Here is a 16121-nt window from a genome sequence, read left to right as displayed (position 1 = left end):
CCTGCTGCAACCAGCCTGTTCTCGTCCCGGCATCCACGTATGTGGTTTGACGGCTCGGAATCAGGCCAGTTCCGGCAGCAAGGTTGCGGCAACGCTAGCTGGGAAGCGACCCGAGGCCGATAGGCCAGGGGTCTCGGGCTCCGCCGGCAAGGCCCCGCCGGGCACCGGCCCCCGCTACTGCGGATGGAAGGACATTTGCGCGTCCTCGTCATGCGGCACGACGACGATCTGGACGTCGTCCTCGTAGATCACCCGACCCGGGTCCTCGGCCTCGACCCGCAGACAGGCAACACCGTGTGCGGTGAGGATCTCGAGATAACGCGGCACACGGTCCAGCAGATGGGTGGCACTGGATTTGAACCATGCTGTCGCGCGCGGGTGCAGTGCTTGGTCGTAAACCGACGGGTCGGTGGCGCTGGGGTCCGGGTAGGCGTCGTTGAACCAGTCGTTACCGGCCCGCCAGTCGCGATGTTCCTCGGCGGTGAGTTCACCTGATCGACCGAGCCCATTGGCCAGGCCGAATACCCCGGTGTGCACGCCGCGCTTGCCGGGGTGCGGGGACTGGAAGCGGATGTACACGGCGGTCATCCTGACACGGCCCCGACGATGATTCCCGCCGACGCGTCGGAGGTCTGATCACCGGCCGCGACGCAGCTTGCGCAACAGGCCGACGGCCACGATCGGCGCCACAACATGCGGCAGGGCGAATCCCCAGCTTCCCGGATCCCAGATACCGGGTTCGACCGGTTCGACGGTGCGCACCCGCACCACCGGACGATCACCCAGGGTGCTCTCGGCGACCTGCGCCTCGGTCACCCCGACCGGCGGCAGGCCCAGGGCCAACAAAGTGACCCAACTCGTCCGCAGGATCGCAGTCCGGGCCGACAGTGCCTCGGCCGGGTCGGTGACCGGTTCGGCCACGCCCTCGAACACCCGTCCGGGCAGTTGGACGACCACCCGGGGGTTCGCCAGCAGATTGCGGTACCAGTGACTCTCCTCGCCGAGCCCGGAAACGAAATGGATATGGCCGTCACGCAGGGCGTAACTCAACGGGACGGCACGAGTCCTGCCGCTGCGGCGTCCGGTGGTATTGAGCACCGCGGTGTACCCGATCAGCGGGCTGTGCAGGAACCTGCCCACCGGGGAGCGCAGCGCCGGGATCATCACCGACTGGTTGAAGGCGTGCCACAGGGCGGTCGGACTCTGCATGCCCCCAGCCTAGAGCCGGGGTGAGGGCAGCGGGACGTTTCACTGTCACGAACACCCTCGCCAGCGAATGTGGTGGGGTCATAGAGTTCGGAACATGTTCTCGAAGATGCTGGTCGCCAACCGTGGTGAAATCGCCGTCCGCGCGTTCCGAGCCGGGGTCGAGTTGGGAATGCGCACCGTTGCGGTGTTCCCCTACGAAGACCGCAACGGCGTCCACCGGATCAAGGCCGACGAGTCATACCTGATCGGTGAGCGCGGCCACCCGGTGCGCGCCTACCTCGACATCGAGGAGATGATCCGGGTCGCGAAACTCGCCGAGGTGGACGCGATCTACCCCGGTTACGGCTTCCTCTCGGAGAACCCCGACCTGGCCGAGGCCTGTGCCGCCGAGGGCATCACCTTCGTCGGCCCGCCCGCCGAGGTGCTGGAGTTGGCCGGCAACAAGGTGCGCGCCATCGAGTCGGCCCGCAAGGCCGGACTGCCCACCCTCAAGTCGACCGCCCCGTCCACCGATGTGGAGGAACTGGTCGCCGGTGCCGAGGAGATCGGCTTCCCCGTCTTCGTCAAGGCCGTCGCCGGTGGCGGTGGCCGCGGCATGCGCCGGATCGACACTGCGGACGCACTGCGCGAGAACCTCGACCAGGCGATGCGCGAGGCCGAGGCCGCCTTCGGTGACCCGACGGTCTACGTCGAGCAGGCGGTGGGACGCCCCCGCCACATCGAGGTGCAGATCCTGGCCGACACCCACGGCAATGTGGTGCACCTGTTCGAACGCGACTGCTCGGTGCAGCGCCGGCACCAGAAGGTCGTCGAGATCGCACCGGCACCCAATATCAGCGACGAACTGCGTGAGGCGCTCACCACCGATGCGGTGAAGTTCGCCCAGCAGATCGGCTACTCCTGCGCCGGCACGGTCGAGTTCCTGGTCGAAACCGAGGGGGAGCGTGCCGGGGAGCACGTGTTCATCGAGATGAACCCCCGCATCCAGGTCGAGCACACCGTCACCGAGGAGATCACCGACGTCGACCTGGTGCAGGCCCAGTTGCGGATCGCGGCCGGCGAATCGCTGGACGATCTCGGCATCAGCCAGGAGAACCTGGAGATCCGCGGGGCGGCGCTGCAGTTGCGGATCACCACCGAGGACCCGGCCAACGGCTTCCGTCCCGACACCGGCACGATCACCGCTTACCGCTCCGCCGGTGGTGCGGGCATCCGACTGGACGGTGGTACCGCCAGCACCGGCGCCGAGATCAACGCCCACTTCGACTCGATGCTGGTCAAGCTCACCGCCCGCGGCGCCGACTTCGATCTGGCCGTGGCCCGGGCCCGCCGGGCGATCACCGAGTTCCGGATCCGTGGCGTATCCACCAACATTCCGTTCCTGCAGGCGGTGCTGGCCGAACCGGCCTTCCTCGCCGGTGACCTGTCCACCGCCTTCATCGACGACCACCCGCACCTGCTGGCCTCGCGGGTACCGGCCGACCGCGGCACCAGGCTGCTGCGCTGGGTGGCGGAGAAGACCGTGAACCAGCCGGACGGCCCGGCGCCCACCACGGTGCACCCCTACGAGAAGCTGCCCGAGTTCGACACCAACGCCGAGGTGCCCGCCGGGGCCCGAGACCGACTGCGCGAACTGGGCCCGGAGGGTTTCGCCCGGCAACTGCGCGAGTGCAACGAGGTGGAAATCACCGACACCACGATGCGCGATGCCCACCAATCGCTGCTGGCCACCCGAATGCGCACCATCGACATGCTGGTGCCGGCCCCGGCGATCGCCCGGATGCTGCCGCAGTTGTTCTCGATCGAATGCTGGGGTGGCGCCACCTACGACACCGCCCTGCGGTTCCTCGGTGAGGATCCCTGGGAGCGGTTGGCCAAGTTGCGCGCGGCGCTGCCGCACCAGAACCTGCAGATGCTGCTTCGCGGACGCAATACCGTCGGCTACACCCCGTACCCGACCCGGGTCACCGAGGCCTTCGTCGAGGAGGCGGCCGAGGTTGGCATCGACATCTTCCGGGTCTTCGACGCGCTCAACGACATCGAGCAGATGCGGCCGGCGATCGACGCGGTACGGGCCACCGGCACTGCCGTTGCCGAGGTGGCGCTGTGCTACTCGGGCAACCTGATGGACCCGGACGAGGACCTCTACACCCTCGACTACTACCTGAATCTGGCCGAACAGATCGTCGAGGCCGGAGCCCACATCCTGGCGATCAAGGACATGGCCGGCCTGTTGCGCGCCCCGGCGGCGACCAAGCTGGTCACCGCACTGCGGGACCGCTTCGACCTGCCGGTGCATCTGCACACCCACGACACCTCCGGTGGCCAGGTCGCCACCTTGTTCGCCGCGGTGCAGGCCGGGGTGGACGCGGTGGACGTGGCCAGCGCCTCGATGGCCGGCACCACCAGCCAACCTGCCGCCTCCGCTCTGGTCGCTGCCCTGGCCGGCACCGACCGTCCGACCAAACTCGACCTGCGTGCGGTGATGGACCTCGAGCCCTACTGGGAGGCCGTGCGCCGGGTCTACCAACCCTTCGAATCAGGCATCCCCGGACCCACCGGACGGGTCTACGACCACGAGATCCCCGGCGGCCAGTTGTCGAACCTGCGCCAGCAGGCCACCGCCCTTGGCCTCGGCGACCGCTTCGAGGCGGTCGAGGAGATGTACGCCGCGGCGAACCGGATCCTGGGCCGACCCACCAAGGTGACCCCCTCGTCCAAGGTGGTGGGCGACCTGGCCCTGCATCTGGTCGCGGTGGGTGCCGACCCGGCCGAGTTCGAGGAGAATCCGGCATCCTTCGATGTGCCCGACTCGGTGATCGGCTTCCTCGCCGGTGAACTGGGCGAGCCGGCCGCCGGCTTCCCCGAACCGTTCCGGTCCAAGGCCCTGGAGGGTCGCACCGTGAAGATCCGCGAGGAGGAGATCTCCGCCGAGGACGAGGCCAAGCTCGCCGAAGCCGGACGCGAGCGGCAGGTCACCTTGAACCGGCTGCTGTTCCCCGGCCCGACCAAGGAATTCGAGGCCGGCCGGGAGGACTACGGCGACCTGTCGAATGTGTCGACCCTGGACTACTTCTACGGTCTGCGCCAGGGCGTCGAATCCAGCGCCTACCTGGAAAAGGGTGTCAGCCTGATCCTGGGGCTGGAAGCGATCGGCGATGCCGACGAACGCGGCCTGCGCACCGTGATGACCCAGCTCAACGGCCAGTTGCGTCCGGTGCGGGTGCGCGACGAGTCGATCCAGGTGGACGTGAAGTCGGCCGAACGGGCCGACCCGTCCGACAAGGGCCACGTCGCCGCCCCGTTCTCCGGGGTGGTCAGCGTGACCGTTGCCGAGGGTGACGAGGTCAGTGCCGGACAGCAGGTCGCCACCATCGAGGCGATGAAGATGGAAGCCTCGATCACCACCCAGGTGGCCGGCAAGGTCGAACGGATCGCCCTCGGCGCGGTGCAATCGGTCGAGGGCGGCGACCTGGTCGTCGTCGTTCGTTGAGAGACTCGTACCCAACCCCGGATCACCACGAAAAGGAGCACATCGTGAGCAACACTGCGAAGGTCATCGGCAACGGGCCGATTCGAGTGCTGGCCCTGCACGGCTGGTTCGGTGACGCCAACGGCTGGGGATACCTGCCCGACCTGATCGACCAGGAGAAATACACCTGGGCTTTCGTCAACTACCGCGGCTACGGCGACCGGATGGACGTACCGGGGGAGTTCACCAACGACGAGATCGCCGACGACGCCCTGGCCATCGCCGACGAACTCGGCTGGGACAGCTTCGCGGTGGTCGGTCACTCGATGGGTGGCAAGGCCGCCCAGAAGGTGTGGTTGAAGTCCCCGAACCGGGTCACCACGATCGTCGGGGTTTCCCCGATCGGCGCGGCCGCGCTGGAATGGGACGACGACGGGTTGGCGCTGTTCCAGGGCGCCGCGCACGACACCGAGAAGCGATACACGATTCTGGATTTCACCACCGGCAACCGCAATACCGCCACCTGGCTGAACAAGATGACCGAGTACTCGCTGGCACACTCGACCCCCGAGGCCTACGGCGCATACTTCACCGCCTGGGGCCTGGACGACTTCGCCGAGGAACTCCCGGCCGAAGGACACCCCACGGTGCACGTGATCGTCGGTGAGAACGACCCGGCGTCCGGGCCCGAAGGGGTCAAGGGCACCTGGCTGACCAACTTCCCCGACGCCACCCTGCAGGTGATCGCCAACGCCGGTCATTACCCGATGTACGAGGCCCCGGTGAACTTCGTCACCGCCCTGGAGAAGGCCCTCGGCTGACGTCCCTTTCGTAAACGCATCCGTCCCTCGTTCCTGCGCGACATAGTTCGTGCCGCAGGAACGAGGGACGGTTGCATTCAGGAGTAGAAACCGACCAGGGACGGCTCGGGCCGGCCCAGTTCGGGCGCCAACTCGCCCCAACGGACGAACCCCGACAGCCAGGCGGCGATCTTCTCGACCGCCTCGGCGCGCTCGGGCTCGGAGATCAACTCGACCGCGTCCCGGTAGGCCTCCGCCCGGGCCAGGGCACGCGGGTGATGGCAGAACCCCACGCGTAGCCCCGGCAACGGGGGCAGTCCGGTGCGCAGGTCATCGTCCAGCAGGCTGGCCAGGCTCAGCGAGGTCGGCACGCCCACGCAGGCCATCGAGAAGTCGATGTCGTTGAGCAAGGTGCCGGGCAGTGGCAGCTTCGTCGATGACCACGCGGTGCCGGTGACCAGCACCTCGAGCAGTCGCCAGCGGGCGACCAACCGGTCGGGATCGGGGTGCCGGCCGGCGATCTGGTCCTCCAGATCCGCGGCCCGGGGCTGGTCGGGGTCGACCGGGACGGTGCCGGGGGGACGTTTGAAGATCGGCCCCAGCACCCCGAGCAGACCGCGCTGTTTCGGCGGGGCGGGTGGGGTCAGGTCGGCTGCGGCGATCTCACGCAGTTGGGCGCCACGATGCTCGTCGGCACCGAACATGGCTCGGATTTCGTCGATGCCGATCGCGTACAAGCGCAGCTCGCCCATACCGCAACGCTAGCCCAGCTCCGGCCCGGATGGGGTGGGGGCGCGGGGATTGCGCGTAAGGTGTTGCGGGTGAATCCCCGCACGAGCCGCCTGATCCTGATCGGCGCGATGGTCCTGATGATCGTTGTGGTGATCATCGGGGCGGTGGCCGGGCGATGAGAGAAAAGGATCTGCCGTTGGGTACGCTCGCCTGCGTTGACGGAACCCGTTGAGGCGGAAAGTGGGGGCATGCGAAAGCTGAGGCGTGCGCTGAGCGGGGCGGTAATGCTGCTGGCCCTGGTTCTGTTTGCCGTGCCTGCCGCCGCCGAGGACGACGTCATCTTCGAGGTCACCGACGAACGGGTACAGAAGGCCTCCGGCCTGGCCGCCGACCGCGACCGGCAGATGTACTGGACGGTGAACTCCGGCCCCGACTCCGACCGCGCCATGGCCCTGCGCAGTGACGGTTCGGTCGAAGGCACGGTGCGCTTCGGCCGGACCATGGAAGATCCCCAAGGCGTCTATTACATCGGCTCACGCCTCTACATCGCCGACATCGGCGACAAGGACGGAACCCGCGACTCGATCGCGGTGTACCGCTATGCCAACCCGCAACCGGTGGGTCGCCAGCCCGAGGACGTCCGCACGTTCGAGATGTCGTACTCCGACGGTGAGCGGCGCGATGCCCGCGCGATGCTGGTCGGCGACGACGGTCAATTGTTCGTGATCACCCATGCCGCCAAGGGTGAGGTCTGGGCCACCAACGGGCCACCACGCAGCGGCATCAACAACGAACTGACCAAGGTGGGCGACGCCCCGGCCTGGGTGACCGACGCGGTCTTCCTCGATGACGGACGGATCGCCACCCGCAGTTACACCTCGATCGAGATTCTGGACTCGGGTACCTATCAGGTCGCCGCCCGGGCGCCGGCCCCGTGGCAGCAGCAGGGTGAGGCGCTGGCCCTGTCGCTGGATCGGCAGTCGTTGATTCTGGGCAGCAGCGGGCAGAAGCAGCCCGTGGTGCGGGTCGCGATACCCGACGACCTGAAGGAGGCGCCGGCTCCGGGCCCGACCCCACCGGCGTCGCCGAAGCCGGACCCGAAACCGCAAACTCCCGAACCCACCGAGAACGCCGAGGACGCCCCGCCGGCCGATGACCGCGACGGTGGGGAGCGCACCGGCACCATGGTCGCGGTACTGGCCGCGGGTGTGCTGGCACTGGCCTCGGCCGGGGTGGTCTACTTCATCGGTGCCGGACGCCGAGCCCCTGCCGCGGCGGGGCCGGCCGAGGAGCCGATCGAACCCGCCGAACCGGAACCGATCGAGCCCGTCCACGAATCCCCGTTCCCCGAGCCGGCACCCGCCGCAGCCGAGTCGCCCTTCCCCGAGCCCGAACCCGCCTCGCCCTTCGTCGCGCAGGAACCGGCCGAACCCGCTCGTCCGTTGATCGCCGACCCGGCGCAGGTCGAACAGGCCCGTCCGCTGTTCGCAGATCCCGAACCGGATTACACCCCACCCCCGGTCGAGCAGCTCGATCTGCCGAGCCAACCGGCCGCCGAGAGCCCCTTCCGGGAACCCACGGCTGCGCCCGACCCGTTGCTGCCCGATCCTTCCGCCCCGGGGCCAGCCATGCCCGGGCCGCCGATGCCCGCTGCTCCGATGCCGCGAGCGCCGATGCCCAGTGCCCCGATGCCCGCCGCGCCTGTCCCAGGGCCGCCCGCCTCCGATGCGCCGGTCGGGCCACCGCCCACCCACACTCCTCCGGCGACAGCGGTCCCGCCGGCAGCAGTTCCGCCCACTCAGGTTCCCCCGGCAACGGCAGTTCCTCCGGCCGCGATGGAACCCGAGCCGGTACCGCGGCGCGCGATCCTGCCCGAGGACGATGCCCCGCTGCCCACCGCCGAGCCGCGCCGCAGTTTCACCATCAGCGAGGGGGAGCCGGACGTACCGGTGCGTCCCCGTCCCCGGCGTGCCTCGGTGGTCGAACCCGATCACGCCATAGACAGCGAAGGCACTTGGGTGCGTCCCCGCCGTTCGGCGGAGGAACAAGCGGCCGACCTGAAGTGGCTCAACCGCGGTCGGTGATGAAGGCGCCGACCCCGTCCGGGGCGGTTCAGCCGTTCTCGACCACCCAGTCGATGCAGGCGCACAGCGCCTCCACATCGGCCGGGTCGATGGTCGGGAACATCCCGATCCGCAGTTGGTTACGGCCCAGCTTGCGATAGGGCTCGGTGTCGACCACGCCATTGGCCCGCAGCGTGGCCGCCACGGCCGCCGCGTCCACCTCGGGGGCGAAGTCGATCGTGCCCACCACCGGTGAGCGGTAGGGCTCCTCGACGAAGGGGGAGGCCCAGCTTCGCTCCTCGGCCCACCGGTACACGTAGTCGGAGGAGGTGCGCGAACGTGCCTCGGCGGCCTCGAGTCCACCATCGGCGAGCAGCTGATCGACCCGGTCGGCCAACAGGAACAAGGTGGTCAGGGCCGGGGTGTTCAGGGTCTGATGTGCGGCGGAGTTCTGCACCGCCTGCTGCAGACTCAGGATCGCCGGAATCCAACGATCCCCGGCGGCGATCCGCTCGATCCGCTCCAGCGCGGCCGGCGACAGGAAAGCCACCCACAGTCCACCGTCGGAGGCCAGCCCCTTCTGCGGTGCGAAGTAGTAGGCATCGGTCTGCGACAGGTCGACCTGCACCCCACCGGCGGCCGAGGTGCCGTCGATGAGCACCAAACCATCGGCATCGGGACGCTGCACCGGGGCCAGGGCGCCGGTGGAGGTTTCGTTGTGCGCCCAGGCGTACGCGTCGGCATCCGTGGGCTCGGGCAGCGCCACCGATCCGGGGGCGGCCTCGAACACGGCCGGCTCGTCCAGGTGCGGTGCGGCCGCGACGGCCTGGGCGAACTTGGAGCTGAACTCCCCGAACACCCCATGGGCGCTACGGCGCTCGATCAGTGAACTGACCGCGGCATCCCAGAACAGCGTCGAGCCGCCGTTGCCGAGGGCCACGTGGTATCCATCCGGTGCCCGGTAGAGCTCGGCCAGGCCCCGCTGGATCCGGGCCACCACGTCGCGCACCGGGGCCTGTCGGTGCGAAGTACCCAGCCAGGTGCGTCCGGCTGCGGCGAGCCGGTCGACGGCGTCGCCGGGAATCTTGGCCGGGCCACAGCCGAATCGGCCGTCGGCGGGCAGCAGGTCGGTGGGGATCCGTAACGTACTCACCCGCCCATTCTCGCCGGTATGACAGCCGACGGGAATCGTGGGGGTGGGGACGGTGTGGGTAGGCTGGGCGTCGGTAACTTGGCGTGCGTTGTTGAGGGGGCGATCCGGTGAGCGAATTGATCGACACCACGGAGATGTATCTGCGCACTGTCTGGGAGTTGCGCGAGGAGGGCATCGTCCCGTTGCGGGCCCGGATCGCCGAACGCCTGCACCACAGTGGCCCCACGGTTTCGCAGACCGTGGCCCGGATGGAACGCGACGGACTGCTGCGGGTGGACGACGATCGGCACATCGAACTCACCGAGGAGGGCCTGGCCCTGGCGATGCGGGTGATGCGCAAACACCGGTTGGCCGAACGACTGCTGACCGACGTGATCGGGCTCGACTGGCGGCTGGTGCACGACGAGGCCTGCCGCTGGGAGCACGTGATCTCCGACGAGGTCGAACACCGGCTGGTCGACATCCTGAAGATGCCGGTGGAATCGCCCTACGGCAACCCGATTCCCGGCATGGACGAGTTCGGGGCGCCCGCGGTCGAAGAACTGTTCCGCACCGGTGCCCAGCCGCTGTCCGAGGTGGTCGGCTCGGAGCCGTCCGAGCTGGTCGTGACCCGGCTCAGCGAGCATCTGCAAAGTGACCTCGACCTGCTCGCGGCGCTGGACGAGGCAGGGGTGCGCCCCGGGGTACCGATGACCGCCCGCTCGGGTGGGCTGGGTGTGATTTTGGAAACCGACACCGGTGCCTGTGAAATCAGCAACGAAACCACCACGCACATGTTCGTGGCTCGCGCCTGATCGGATAGCACTTTGTACGCACCCCAACCCGTAGTCGCCGCCTTGCTCAATGGGCACTGGTACGACGCGGTGGCCGCCCTGTTCGCCGCCTCGATCCCGGCCGATGGAGCCCCACCGCACCTGGTCGAGGCCCACAAGCTCGCCACCGCGGCGAAGCGGGTACTCGACCTGGACGCGGAGGACTTCTCCACGATCGCCTATGGCTTCGACACCGGCTGGGCCAGCGATCTGGCTGCGGCCTGCTTCCCGATCCAACCGCGCGACAAGCAGCGCGGGGCGTTGAAGTCGCTGGTGCCGCTGTACGAGCTGATGCTGGAGGTCGTCCAGTTGCGCTCGCAGCGCCACGAACCGCTGCAGGTCGTGGTGACCGCCCACCTGATCGCGGAATACCTGGGCCACCTGGCCTGGGAACCGACCCTGGGTCATGCCGGTGACCCGACGGTGATGAGTCGCACGGTGGACGGACGGTGGGGTACCGACGACCCTGATTGCCCGCACAACTCGGCCCAGCGCGCCACTGCCAAGCGATCGCTGAACGCCTCCGACGGTGACCAGGCGGGGTTCACCGCCTATCTCGACCGGTTCCACTCCCGGCTGGGTGATGCCCTCTCGGTGTGCGCGATGAACCACGAATCCGTGGACGCCGGGGAGCGTCCCGATGTGGGGGAGACCTGCCCCAACCCGTGCCCGTTCGTGATGCGCAACGACTACGCCCACCGCCGCGACCTGGACGCCCGGGTGCGCCTGGCTCGGATTTACGAGGGCTCACCGATCGTGGCCCTGCGCCATCACGCCCCGGTCGGCCACTTCTTCGGAGTGCCCTCGGTGGCCGAGATCTCCGAGGCCTGGCTGCGCACCTGGGAGAAACTCACCACGCCCTGGAACGACGGCCAGAACCCCTTGTTGGCGCCGGATGCACCGCGGGCCGAATCACCCGACGAGGCCCTGCCCGGCCTGTCGGCACTCGTTTCGGCGGTGGCCGGACGCCCGATCGGGCCGGGTGTGGTGATCCGTTCGATCGGCGCCGACGTCGCCCGCATCCTGGGTCATGACCCCAGTGGGCCCATGGAGGACGGATGAGCAAGGCACCACGTGGACCGATCGACTGGTCCGGTTATCTGGCGCAGTTCCACGAATCGCGTCCCGGCATTCTCGAGGACGTGTTCAGCCGGGCAACCAGTGGTGGGGCCACGCCCTACCGGTGGCTGACCCGGGTGGTGTCCGCCCGGGCGAAGGTCGTCCTCGATCTGTCGTGCGGTTCGGGCCGGCTGGGTCGCGAATTGGACGCCGACGACCGCACCATCATCGGGGTCGACCGCTCCATGTCGGAACTGCGGGTGGCCTTCGAGCGAGGTGCCGAGGCCGATGCCGCCGACGGGTTCGCCGAAACCTCGATCGGCCGGCAGGGCTCGTGGGTGTGTGGCTCGCCGCTGAAACTGCCCCTGGCCAGTGAATCGGTGGACGTGGTGGTGTCGGTGATGAGCTTCAGCATCGTCCGTCCGTTGCCGGTGCTGATGTCCGAGGTCTCCCGGGTGTTGCGTCCCGGCGGCATGTTGGCGGTACTGGCGCCGACGAACCGTCCGATGGCGATGCGCGACCTGAAGATGATGGCCCGGATGTACGGCCACCTGCGCGGCAAACCGCGGCTGCCGAAGCGATCCCAGGACACCGACCGGCGCTACAGCCTGACCAAGTTGGTCACCGATGCCGGCCTGCGCAAGCTGGAGAGCAAGCGGGAGTTGTACCGCTACCCGGTGTATGAGCGGCGAGACGCCGAACGGTTCGTTCACTCGTTGTATTTACCGAAGGTCAAATCGCACCGGGTGGAGGCGACCATCGACTGGCTGGACAAGCAGGCCGCGAAGAGTGGTTCGGTGGAACTGCCGATGCCGATGCGGCGGTTTGCAGCGGTCAAATAATGACGAAAGCCGCGCCCCCGTCAGGGAGTGCGGCTGGTAAAAGAGAGGGCGCCGACGACGAAGGGCTCAAACGCCTGTCTACCCACCCCCAGGAGACACACGTCGGCGCCGCTCTCTTGGTAAATACTAGTTGAAGTCACGGTTAACGCAACGGGATTGCCCGCTGCGGTGGACATTTCGCGTCCGAAACGTGACCTTTGATTTGCTGTCGTCGGGTTGACCGAGCCACCGGTGCGACCGGAGTCACATTCGGCATCAACGGGCGAAGGGCATTACCCTTGGATGCTGTCGTGACACGACATGGCCCCATAGCTCAGGGGATAGAGCAGTGGTTTCCTAAACCATGTGTCGCAAGTTCGAATCTTGCTGGGGCCGCCATCGCGAGTGGCTGGGCGTCGGGGTGGTGCGCCCCTGTGGAGAGGATGATCCGGCGTGGGCTTCTTCGATTGGCTCTTCGGGCGGTCACGTCAACCGGAAGCGCCCTGGCCGGCCGGCTCGAAGCCCATCCAGGTTGTCGGAGTGGAGTACTGGGCAGGGCTCCCACGCAAGTCGGGGCGCGTCACCTTTCATCTTGTTCGCGAACCCGGCAACCAGTACGACCGCAACGCGATCGCTGTGTACGTGGACAACCGAAAAGTTGGGTACCTGCCTCGGGAACATGCTGCCCGGTACGCGATCGATATGGACGCCGACAGGCAGCCGACGATCATCGCGCCCGGTCGCATCCACGACAAACGCACCGCGTATGTGTGGTTGCTGCCGTCCCGCCACCGCTGGCCCATCGTCCCGCCGGCGCCGATGACCGTGTACGCCCCGTGGGGTCGCCGACCCGTGCGCATCGAGTTGGACGAGGAACGGGCCTTCGGCGAGGCGATCCGGGAGGTCTTCCGTACCGTCGGTGCCTCCTTGACGTCGTACGGGACCGAACTCGATGAGTTGGGTGGGGTGTTGGTGACCGATACCCGTCAACCTCCCGTTGTGCTGGTGAACGGATTCCCGGTCGGGCGTCTGCCCGAACACACCGTGGCCGATTACGGTTCGGTGCTGACACGGCTCGCCCGCAGCGGCGCCGGACTGGCCGTCCCCGTGCGTCTGTGGGCTCGTGAGGAAGATCGCATCTTCGCCCGTGCCACGATCCGGCTGCCCGCACCCGAGGACGTGTTCCCACCGGCGGGTGTGCCGAACCAACCCCACGTCGTCCTGCCCGGGGGCCGGAAGTACCAGGTCACCGGCGAGGAGAAGCACTTGGAGACCGTGGTGGGCCTACTGGATGGGCAACCCAGCCGGTCCATCGCGGTCACGCTGCACGAGCAGCAGAGCGGGAGCAAAGCTGTCGTCGAAGTGCGGTGCCTGGGGGAGCGGGTCGGCCAGTTGACCTCGGGAACCTCGGAGCAGATGCTGCCCGTCGTCCGAGGTCTGGCCGAGCGAGGCCAACTGGCGGTGTGCCGCGCCCGGGTCGAGGGCAACCAATTGATGGCCAACGTTGTTCTCGACGTTGCCAGAACCAGCGATCTCCCGGCCGAGTGGATTCAGCAGTACCTGGGCACGGGCGCTCCGTGACGGTGAGCACCAGACCTGCCACACCCACTGATCCGGCGTGGCGTTGGATCTGCTCGCACTAGGAGCTGGAATCTGCTTCCAGCACCGCCGCGATGGCCTTGCGATTGCCCGCGATCAACTTGTCCGGTTCGGCCGCGGACAATTCGGCCCGGTTCATCGGACGCACCAGCGCCGCCGACCAGTTGGCGTCCAGTTCCACCGTCGAGACCGGACGCCAGGCGAACGGGGTCAGCGCGGCCCAGAGCCCATCGCCGGTGATCGTTTTCTTCCCCGACTGTGCCTTGGCGGTGGGGTAACAGACCCACACCGCCGGACGTTCGGCCAGAGGCTCGGACTGGGCCAACCAGATGGCATCGAACTCGGCGCGGCTGTTGATGAACAGCACGGCCACGTCCACCTCGGGTGACAGGTCATCGACGAAGATCGCCCCCGAGGGCAACGGCGACAACAGTCGCCGGCCCAGTTCGGGTGCCCATGCGGATACCCACACCCGGTGGTTGGGGCGCACCACCAGTCGTTCGGCCACGGTCTTGTTCACGCAGGTAGCGTAATCCCGCCCGCCAACCCGGGCCCCGGGCGGGGTCGATGGCCGCCAGAAGCGCTCACGTAGGATCGATCCATGAGCAGCTCCGGTCTTCGTCATGCCCAACGCAAGATGTCCGAGGCGGGTGTGGACGCCACGGCGATCGAGGTCTTCTCGCACTACTACCGAGCCCTCGAGGCCGGTGAAACCGGGATGATGCCCGAGGCCGACATCGAGCCGCTGCCCGATCCGGTGCACCTCGACGAGGTCGAGGTCGACGACGCCGACGCCCGCGACGCCCTCTCGCGCACCGTGATGATCAAACTCAACGGCGGACTGGGCACCTCGATGGGCATGACCCGGGCGAAGTCCCTGCTGCCGGTGCGGGAGGGTAAGACCTTCCTCGACCTGATCGCCGAACAGGTCGAAGCCGCCCGGGAACGCCACGACGTGGCACTGCCGCTGGTGCTGATGAACTCCTTCCGCACCCGGGACGATTCGCTGGCCGCGTTGCGCGCCCACCCGGGTCTGGAGGTGTCCGGGCTGCCGCTGGATTTCCTGCAGAGCCAGGAGCCGAAGATCCGCACCGACGACCTCATGCCGGTGTCATGGCCGGCCGATGAATCCCTCGAATGGTGTCCGCCCGGGCACGGCGACCTGTATCCGGCGCTGTTGGCCTCGGGTCTGCTGGACACGTTGTTGGAGCAGGGCTACCGCTACGCCTCGGTGTCGAATGCCGACAACCTCGGCGCCACCCCCGATGCCCGCCTGGCCGGATGGTTCGCCCGTTCCGGGGCGCCCTTCGCGATGGAGGTGTGCCGCCGCACCGTCGCCGACCGCAAGGGCGGCCATCTCGCCGTGCGTCGCAGCGACGGCCAGATCGTGCTGCGCGAGGTCGCCCAGACCCCCGACGAGGACCTGGACACCTTCACCGATCACGACCGGCACCGGTGGTTCAACACCAACAGCCTGTGGTTCGACCTGCGGGCCCTGCACACCATCTTGACCGAACGCAAGGGCGTGCTCGGCCTGCCGTTGATCCGCAACACCAAGCGGGTCGACCCGACCGATCCGGATTCCCCCGAGGTGTTCCAGATCGAAACCGCAATGGGTGCGGCGATCGAGGTGTTCCCCGGGGCAACCGCGATCGCGGTGGATCGACGACGGTTCCGGCCGGTGAAGACCACCGGCGACCTCTTGCTGGCGCGCTCCGACGCTTACGAACTGGTGGAGGACGGGTCGCTGGAGGCGGTTCGTCAGGTCGATCCGGTGGTGAACCTGGACGACCGGTTCTACAAGACGATCGCCGACTTCGATGCCCGGTTCCCCGCCGGAGCACCATCCTTGCGGGCCGCCGACAGCCTCACCGTGCGTGGCGACTGGACCTTCGGGGCCGAGGTGACCTGCGTGGGTGATGCGGTGCTGGACGAGGATCGGGTGCCCGATGCCGAACCGGGGCAGCCGCACAGCCTGCCGGCGGGCACGGTGATCGAGGGCTGATGGGCTGGTACGCCGCCCTCGGGTTGGCCCTGACCGGCCACGAACTCGACGACCCCGGCCCCGACCCGGAGCAGTCACACCCCGGGCCGCCCCCGACCCCACACGAGGTCGGTGCGGCCCTGACCGCGGCGGGTTTCGACCGGCAGCGGTTGGCCCGGTTGGTCGCCGAGCGGCAGGCCGCCGAACTGCCGTGGCCCTTCGGGGTACCGGCCGAGCGACGCCCGGGGATCGGGGCTGCCCAGTTCATCTCGGTGCTGCGACAGGTCACCGACCATCTGGACGTTCATGCCTGGCAGCATGCCGGGCCCGCGCCGGCCCGTCCGCTCACCGCCGAGGAGCGTCGCCTGGCCGCCGATGTGCCACCGCACTGGAGTTGAACCGGCGCGTTCGTCGGGG

14 protein-coding genes and 1 tRNA gene are annotated in these 16121 nt (G+C 68.3%); 10 read left to right on the top strand and 5 right to left on the bottom strand.

Features of this window, described 5'->3' with window-relative positions; translation table 11 throughout:
- Nucleotides 1-174: 174 nt before the first annotated feature.
- The gene (locus tag ACR4XW_RS08645; protein WP_434760144.1) at nt 175-588 is read right to left on the bottom strand and encodes a hypothetical protein; all 414 of its coding nucleotides are present in this window, start codon (nt 586-588) and stop codon (nt 175-177) included.
- A 48-nt stretch (nt 589-636) separates the two neighbouring features.
- A complete protein-coding gene (locus ACR4XW_RS08640; protein WP_434760143.1) occupies nt 637-1209 on the bottom strand; it encodes a nitroreductase/quinone reductase family protein in 573 nt (190 codons plus the stop codon).
- A gap of 94 nt (nt 1210-1303) precedes the next feature.
- Here ACR4XW_RS08640 and ACR4XW_RS08635 point away from each other — a divergent pair, with 94 nt between their 5' ends.
- Nucleotides 1304-4702 carry a pyruvate carboxylase gene (locus tag ACR4XW_RS08635; protein WP_434760142.1) on the top strand — a complete coding sequence of 1133 codons (3399 nt, stop codon included), beginning with the start codon at nt 1304-1306 and terminating at the stop codon, nt 4700-4702.
- Nucleotides 4703-4746: 44 nt separating this feature from the next.
- Nucleotides 4747-5502, top strand: a complete 756-nt coding sequence (locus tag ACR4XW_RS08630; protein ID WP_434760141.1) for an alpha/beta fold hydrolase — start codon at nt 4747-4749, stop codon at nt 5500-5502.
- A 77-nt stretch (nt 5503-5579) separates the two neighbouring features.
- Here ACR4XW_RS08630 and ACR4XW_RS08625 read toward each other — a convergent pair whose 3' ends face one another.
- Nucleotides 5580-6233 (bottom strand): DUF7691 family protein, encoded by a 654-nt coding sequence (locus ACR4XW_RS08625; RefSeq protein ID WP_434760140.1) that lies wholly within the window; start codon nt 6231-6233, stop codon nt 5580-5582.
- A gap of 228 nt (nt 6234-6461) precedes the next feature.
- On the opposite strand from ACR4XW_RS08625, the gene ACR4XW_RS08620 reads away from it, so the two are divergent.
- Nucleotides 6462-8297, top strand: a complete 1836-nt coding sequence (locus ACR4XW_RS08620) for an SdiA-regulated/phytase-like domain-containing protein (protein ID WP_434760139.1) — start codon at nt 6462-6464, stop codon at nt 8295-8297.
- 28 nt (nt 8298-8325) lie between these two features.
- On the opposite strand, the gene serC is transcribed toward ACR4XW_RS08620, so the two are convergent.
- Complete coding sequence (gene serC, locus ACR4XW_RS08615; protein ID WP_434760138.1) at nt 8326-9429, bottom strand: phosphoserine transaminase; 1104 nt, start codon at nt 9427-9429, stop codon at nt 8326-8328.
- 107 nt (nt 9430-9536) lie between these two features.
- Between serC and ACR4XW_RS08610 the strand changes: the two genes are divergently transcribed.
- The 5 genes from ACR4XW_RS08610 to ACR4XW_RS08590 all read left to right on the top strand — a co-directional run bounded on the left by ACR4XW_RS08610 (nt 9537) and on the right by ACR4XW_RS08590 (nt 13702).
- The gene (locus ACR4XW_RS08610; RefSeq protein WP_434760137.1) at nt 9537-10223 is read left to right on the top strand and encodes an iron-dependent transcriptional repressor DtxR; all 687 of its coding nucleotides are present in this window, start codon (nt 9537-9539) and stop codon (nt 10221-10223) included.
- A gap of 12 nt (nt 10224-10235) precedes the next feature.
- Complete coding sequence (locus ACR4XW_RS08605) at nt 10236-11303, top strand: hypothetical protein (protein WP_434760136.1); 1068 nt, start codon at nt 10236-10238, stop codon at nt 11301-11303.
- Complete coding sequence (locus ACR4XW_RS08600) at nt 11300-12142, top strand: class I SAM-dependent methyltransferase (RefSeq protein WP_434760135.1); 843 nt, start codon at nt 11300-11302, stop codon at nt 12140-12142. Before ACR4XW_RS08605 ends, ACR4XW_RS08600 begins: the two co-directional genes overlap by 4 nt.
- Before the next feature lie 302 nt (nt 12143-12444).
- Nucleotides 12445-12520 (top strand) — tRNA-Arg (locus tag ACR4XW_RS08595).
- Between the two features lie 54 nt (nt 12521-12574).
- Nucleotides 12575-13702, top strand: a complete 1128-nt coding sequence (locus ACR4XW_RS08590; RefSeq protein ID WP_491777672.1) for an HIRAN domain-containing protein — start codon at nt 12575-12577, stop codon at nt 13700-13702.
- 58 nt (nt 13703-13760) lie between these two features.
- Here ACR4XW_RS08590 and ACR4XW_RS08585 read toward each other — a convergent pair whose 3' ends face one another.
- Entirely contained in the window at nt 13761-14240 is a 480-nt protein-coding gene (locus ACR4XW_RS08585; RefSeq protein ID WP_434760133.1) for a hypothetical protein, read from the bottom strand.
- An 81-nt stretch (nt 14241-14321) separates the two neighbouring features.
- Between ACR4XW_RS08585 and ACR4XW_RS08580 the strand changes: the two genes are divergently transcribed.
- The gene (locus ACR4XW_RS08580; protein ID WP_434760132.1) at nt 14322-15725 is read left to right on the top strand and encodes a UTP--glucose-1-phosphate uridylyltransferase; all 1404 of its coding nucleotides are present in this window, start codon (nt 14322-14324) and stop codon (nt 15723-15725) included.
- A complete protein-coding gene (locus ACR4XW_RS08575; RefSeq protein WP_434760131.1) occupies nt 15725-16102 on the top strand; it encodes a hypothetical protein in 378 nt (125 codons plus the stop codon). The genes ACR4XW_RS08580 and ACR4XW_RS08575 overlap by 1 nt, the downstream gene beginning before the upstream one ends.
- The last annotated feature ends 19 nt before the right edge of the window (nt 16103-16121 follow it).

It is taken from the genome of Pseudenemella bisphenolivorans (genome assembly GCF_051133435.1).
Lineage (GTDB): Bacteria > Actinomycetota > Actinomycetes > Propionibacteriales > Propionibacteriaceae > JAAYAO01.
Note: the sequence above shows the minus strand (reverse complement) of the source record. Positions and strands in the feature narration are given on the sequence as shown.

What these genes read in the sequence shown, in the direction of transcription:
- ACR4XW_RS08645 (WP_434760144.1), bottom strand. Translation starts at nt 588, where the DNA reads ATGACCGCCGTGTACATCCGCTTCCAGTCCCCGCACCCCGGCAAGCGC.
- ACR4XW_RS08640 (WP_434760143.1), bottom strand. Translation starts at nt 1,209, where the DNA reads ATGCAGAGTCCGACCGCCCTGTGGCACGCCTTCAACCAGTCGGTGATG.
- ACR4XW_RS08635 (WP_434760142.1), top strand. Translation starts at nt 1,304, where the DNA reads ATGTTCTCGAAGATGCTGGTCGCCAACCGTGGTGAAATCGCCGTCCGC.
- ACR4XW_RS08625 (WP_434760140.1), bottom strand. Translation starts at nt 6,233, where the DNA reads ATGGGCGAGCTGCGCTTGTACGCGATCGGCATCGACGAAATCCGAGCC.
- ACR4XW_RS08620 (WP_434760139.1), top strand. Translation starts at nt 6,462, where the DNA reads ATGCGAAAGCTGAGGCGTGCGCTGAGCGGGGCGGTAATGCTGCTGGCC.
- ACR4XW_RS08600 (WP_434760135.1), top strand. Translation starts at nt 11,300, where the DNA reads ATGAGCAAGGCACCACGTGGACCGATCGACTGGTCCGGTTATCTGGCG.
- ACR4XW_RS08580 (WP_434760132.1), top strand. Translation starts at nt 14,322, where the DNA reads ATGAGCAGCTCCGGTCTTCGTCATGCCCAACGCAAGATGTCCGAGGCG.
- ACR4XW_RS08575 (WP_434760131.1), top strand. Translation starts at nt 15,725, where the DNA reads ATGGGCTGGTACGCCGCCCTCGGGTTGGCCCTGACCGGCCACGAACTC.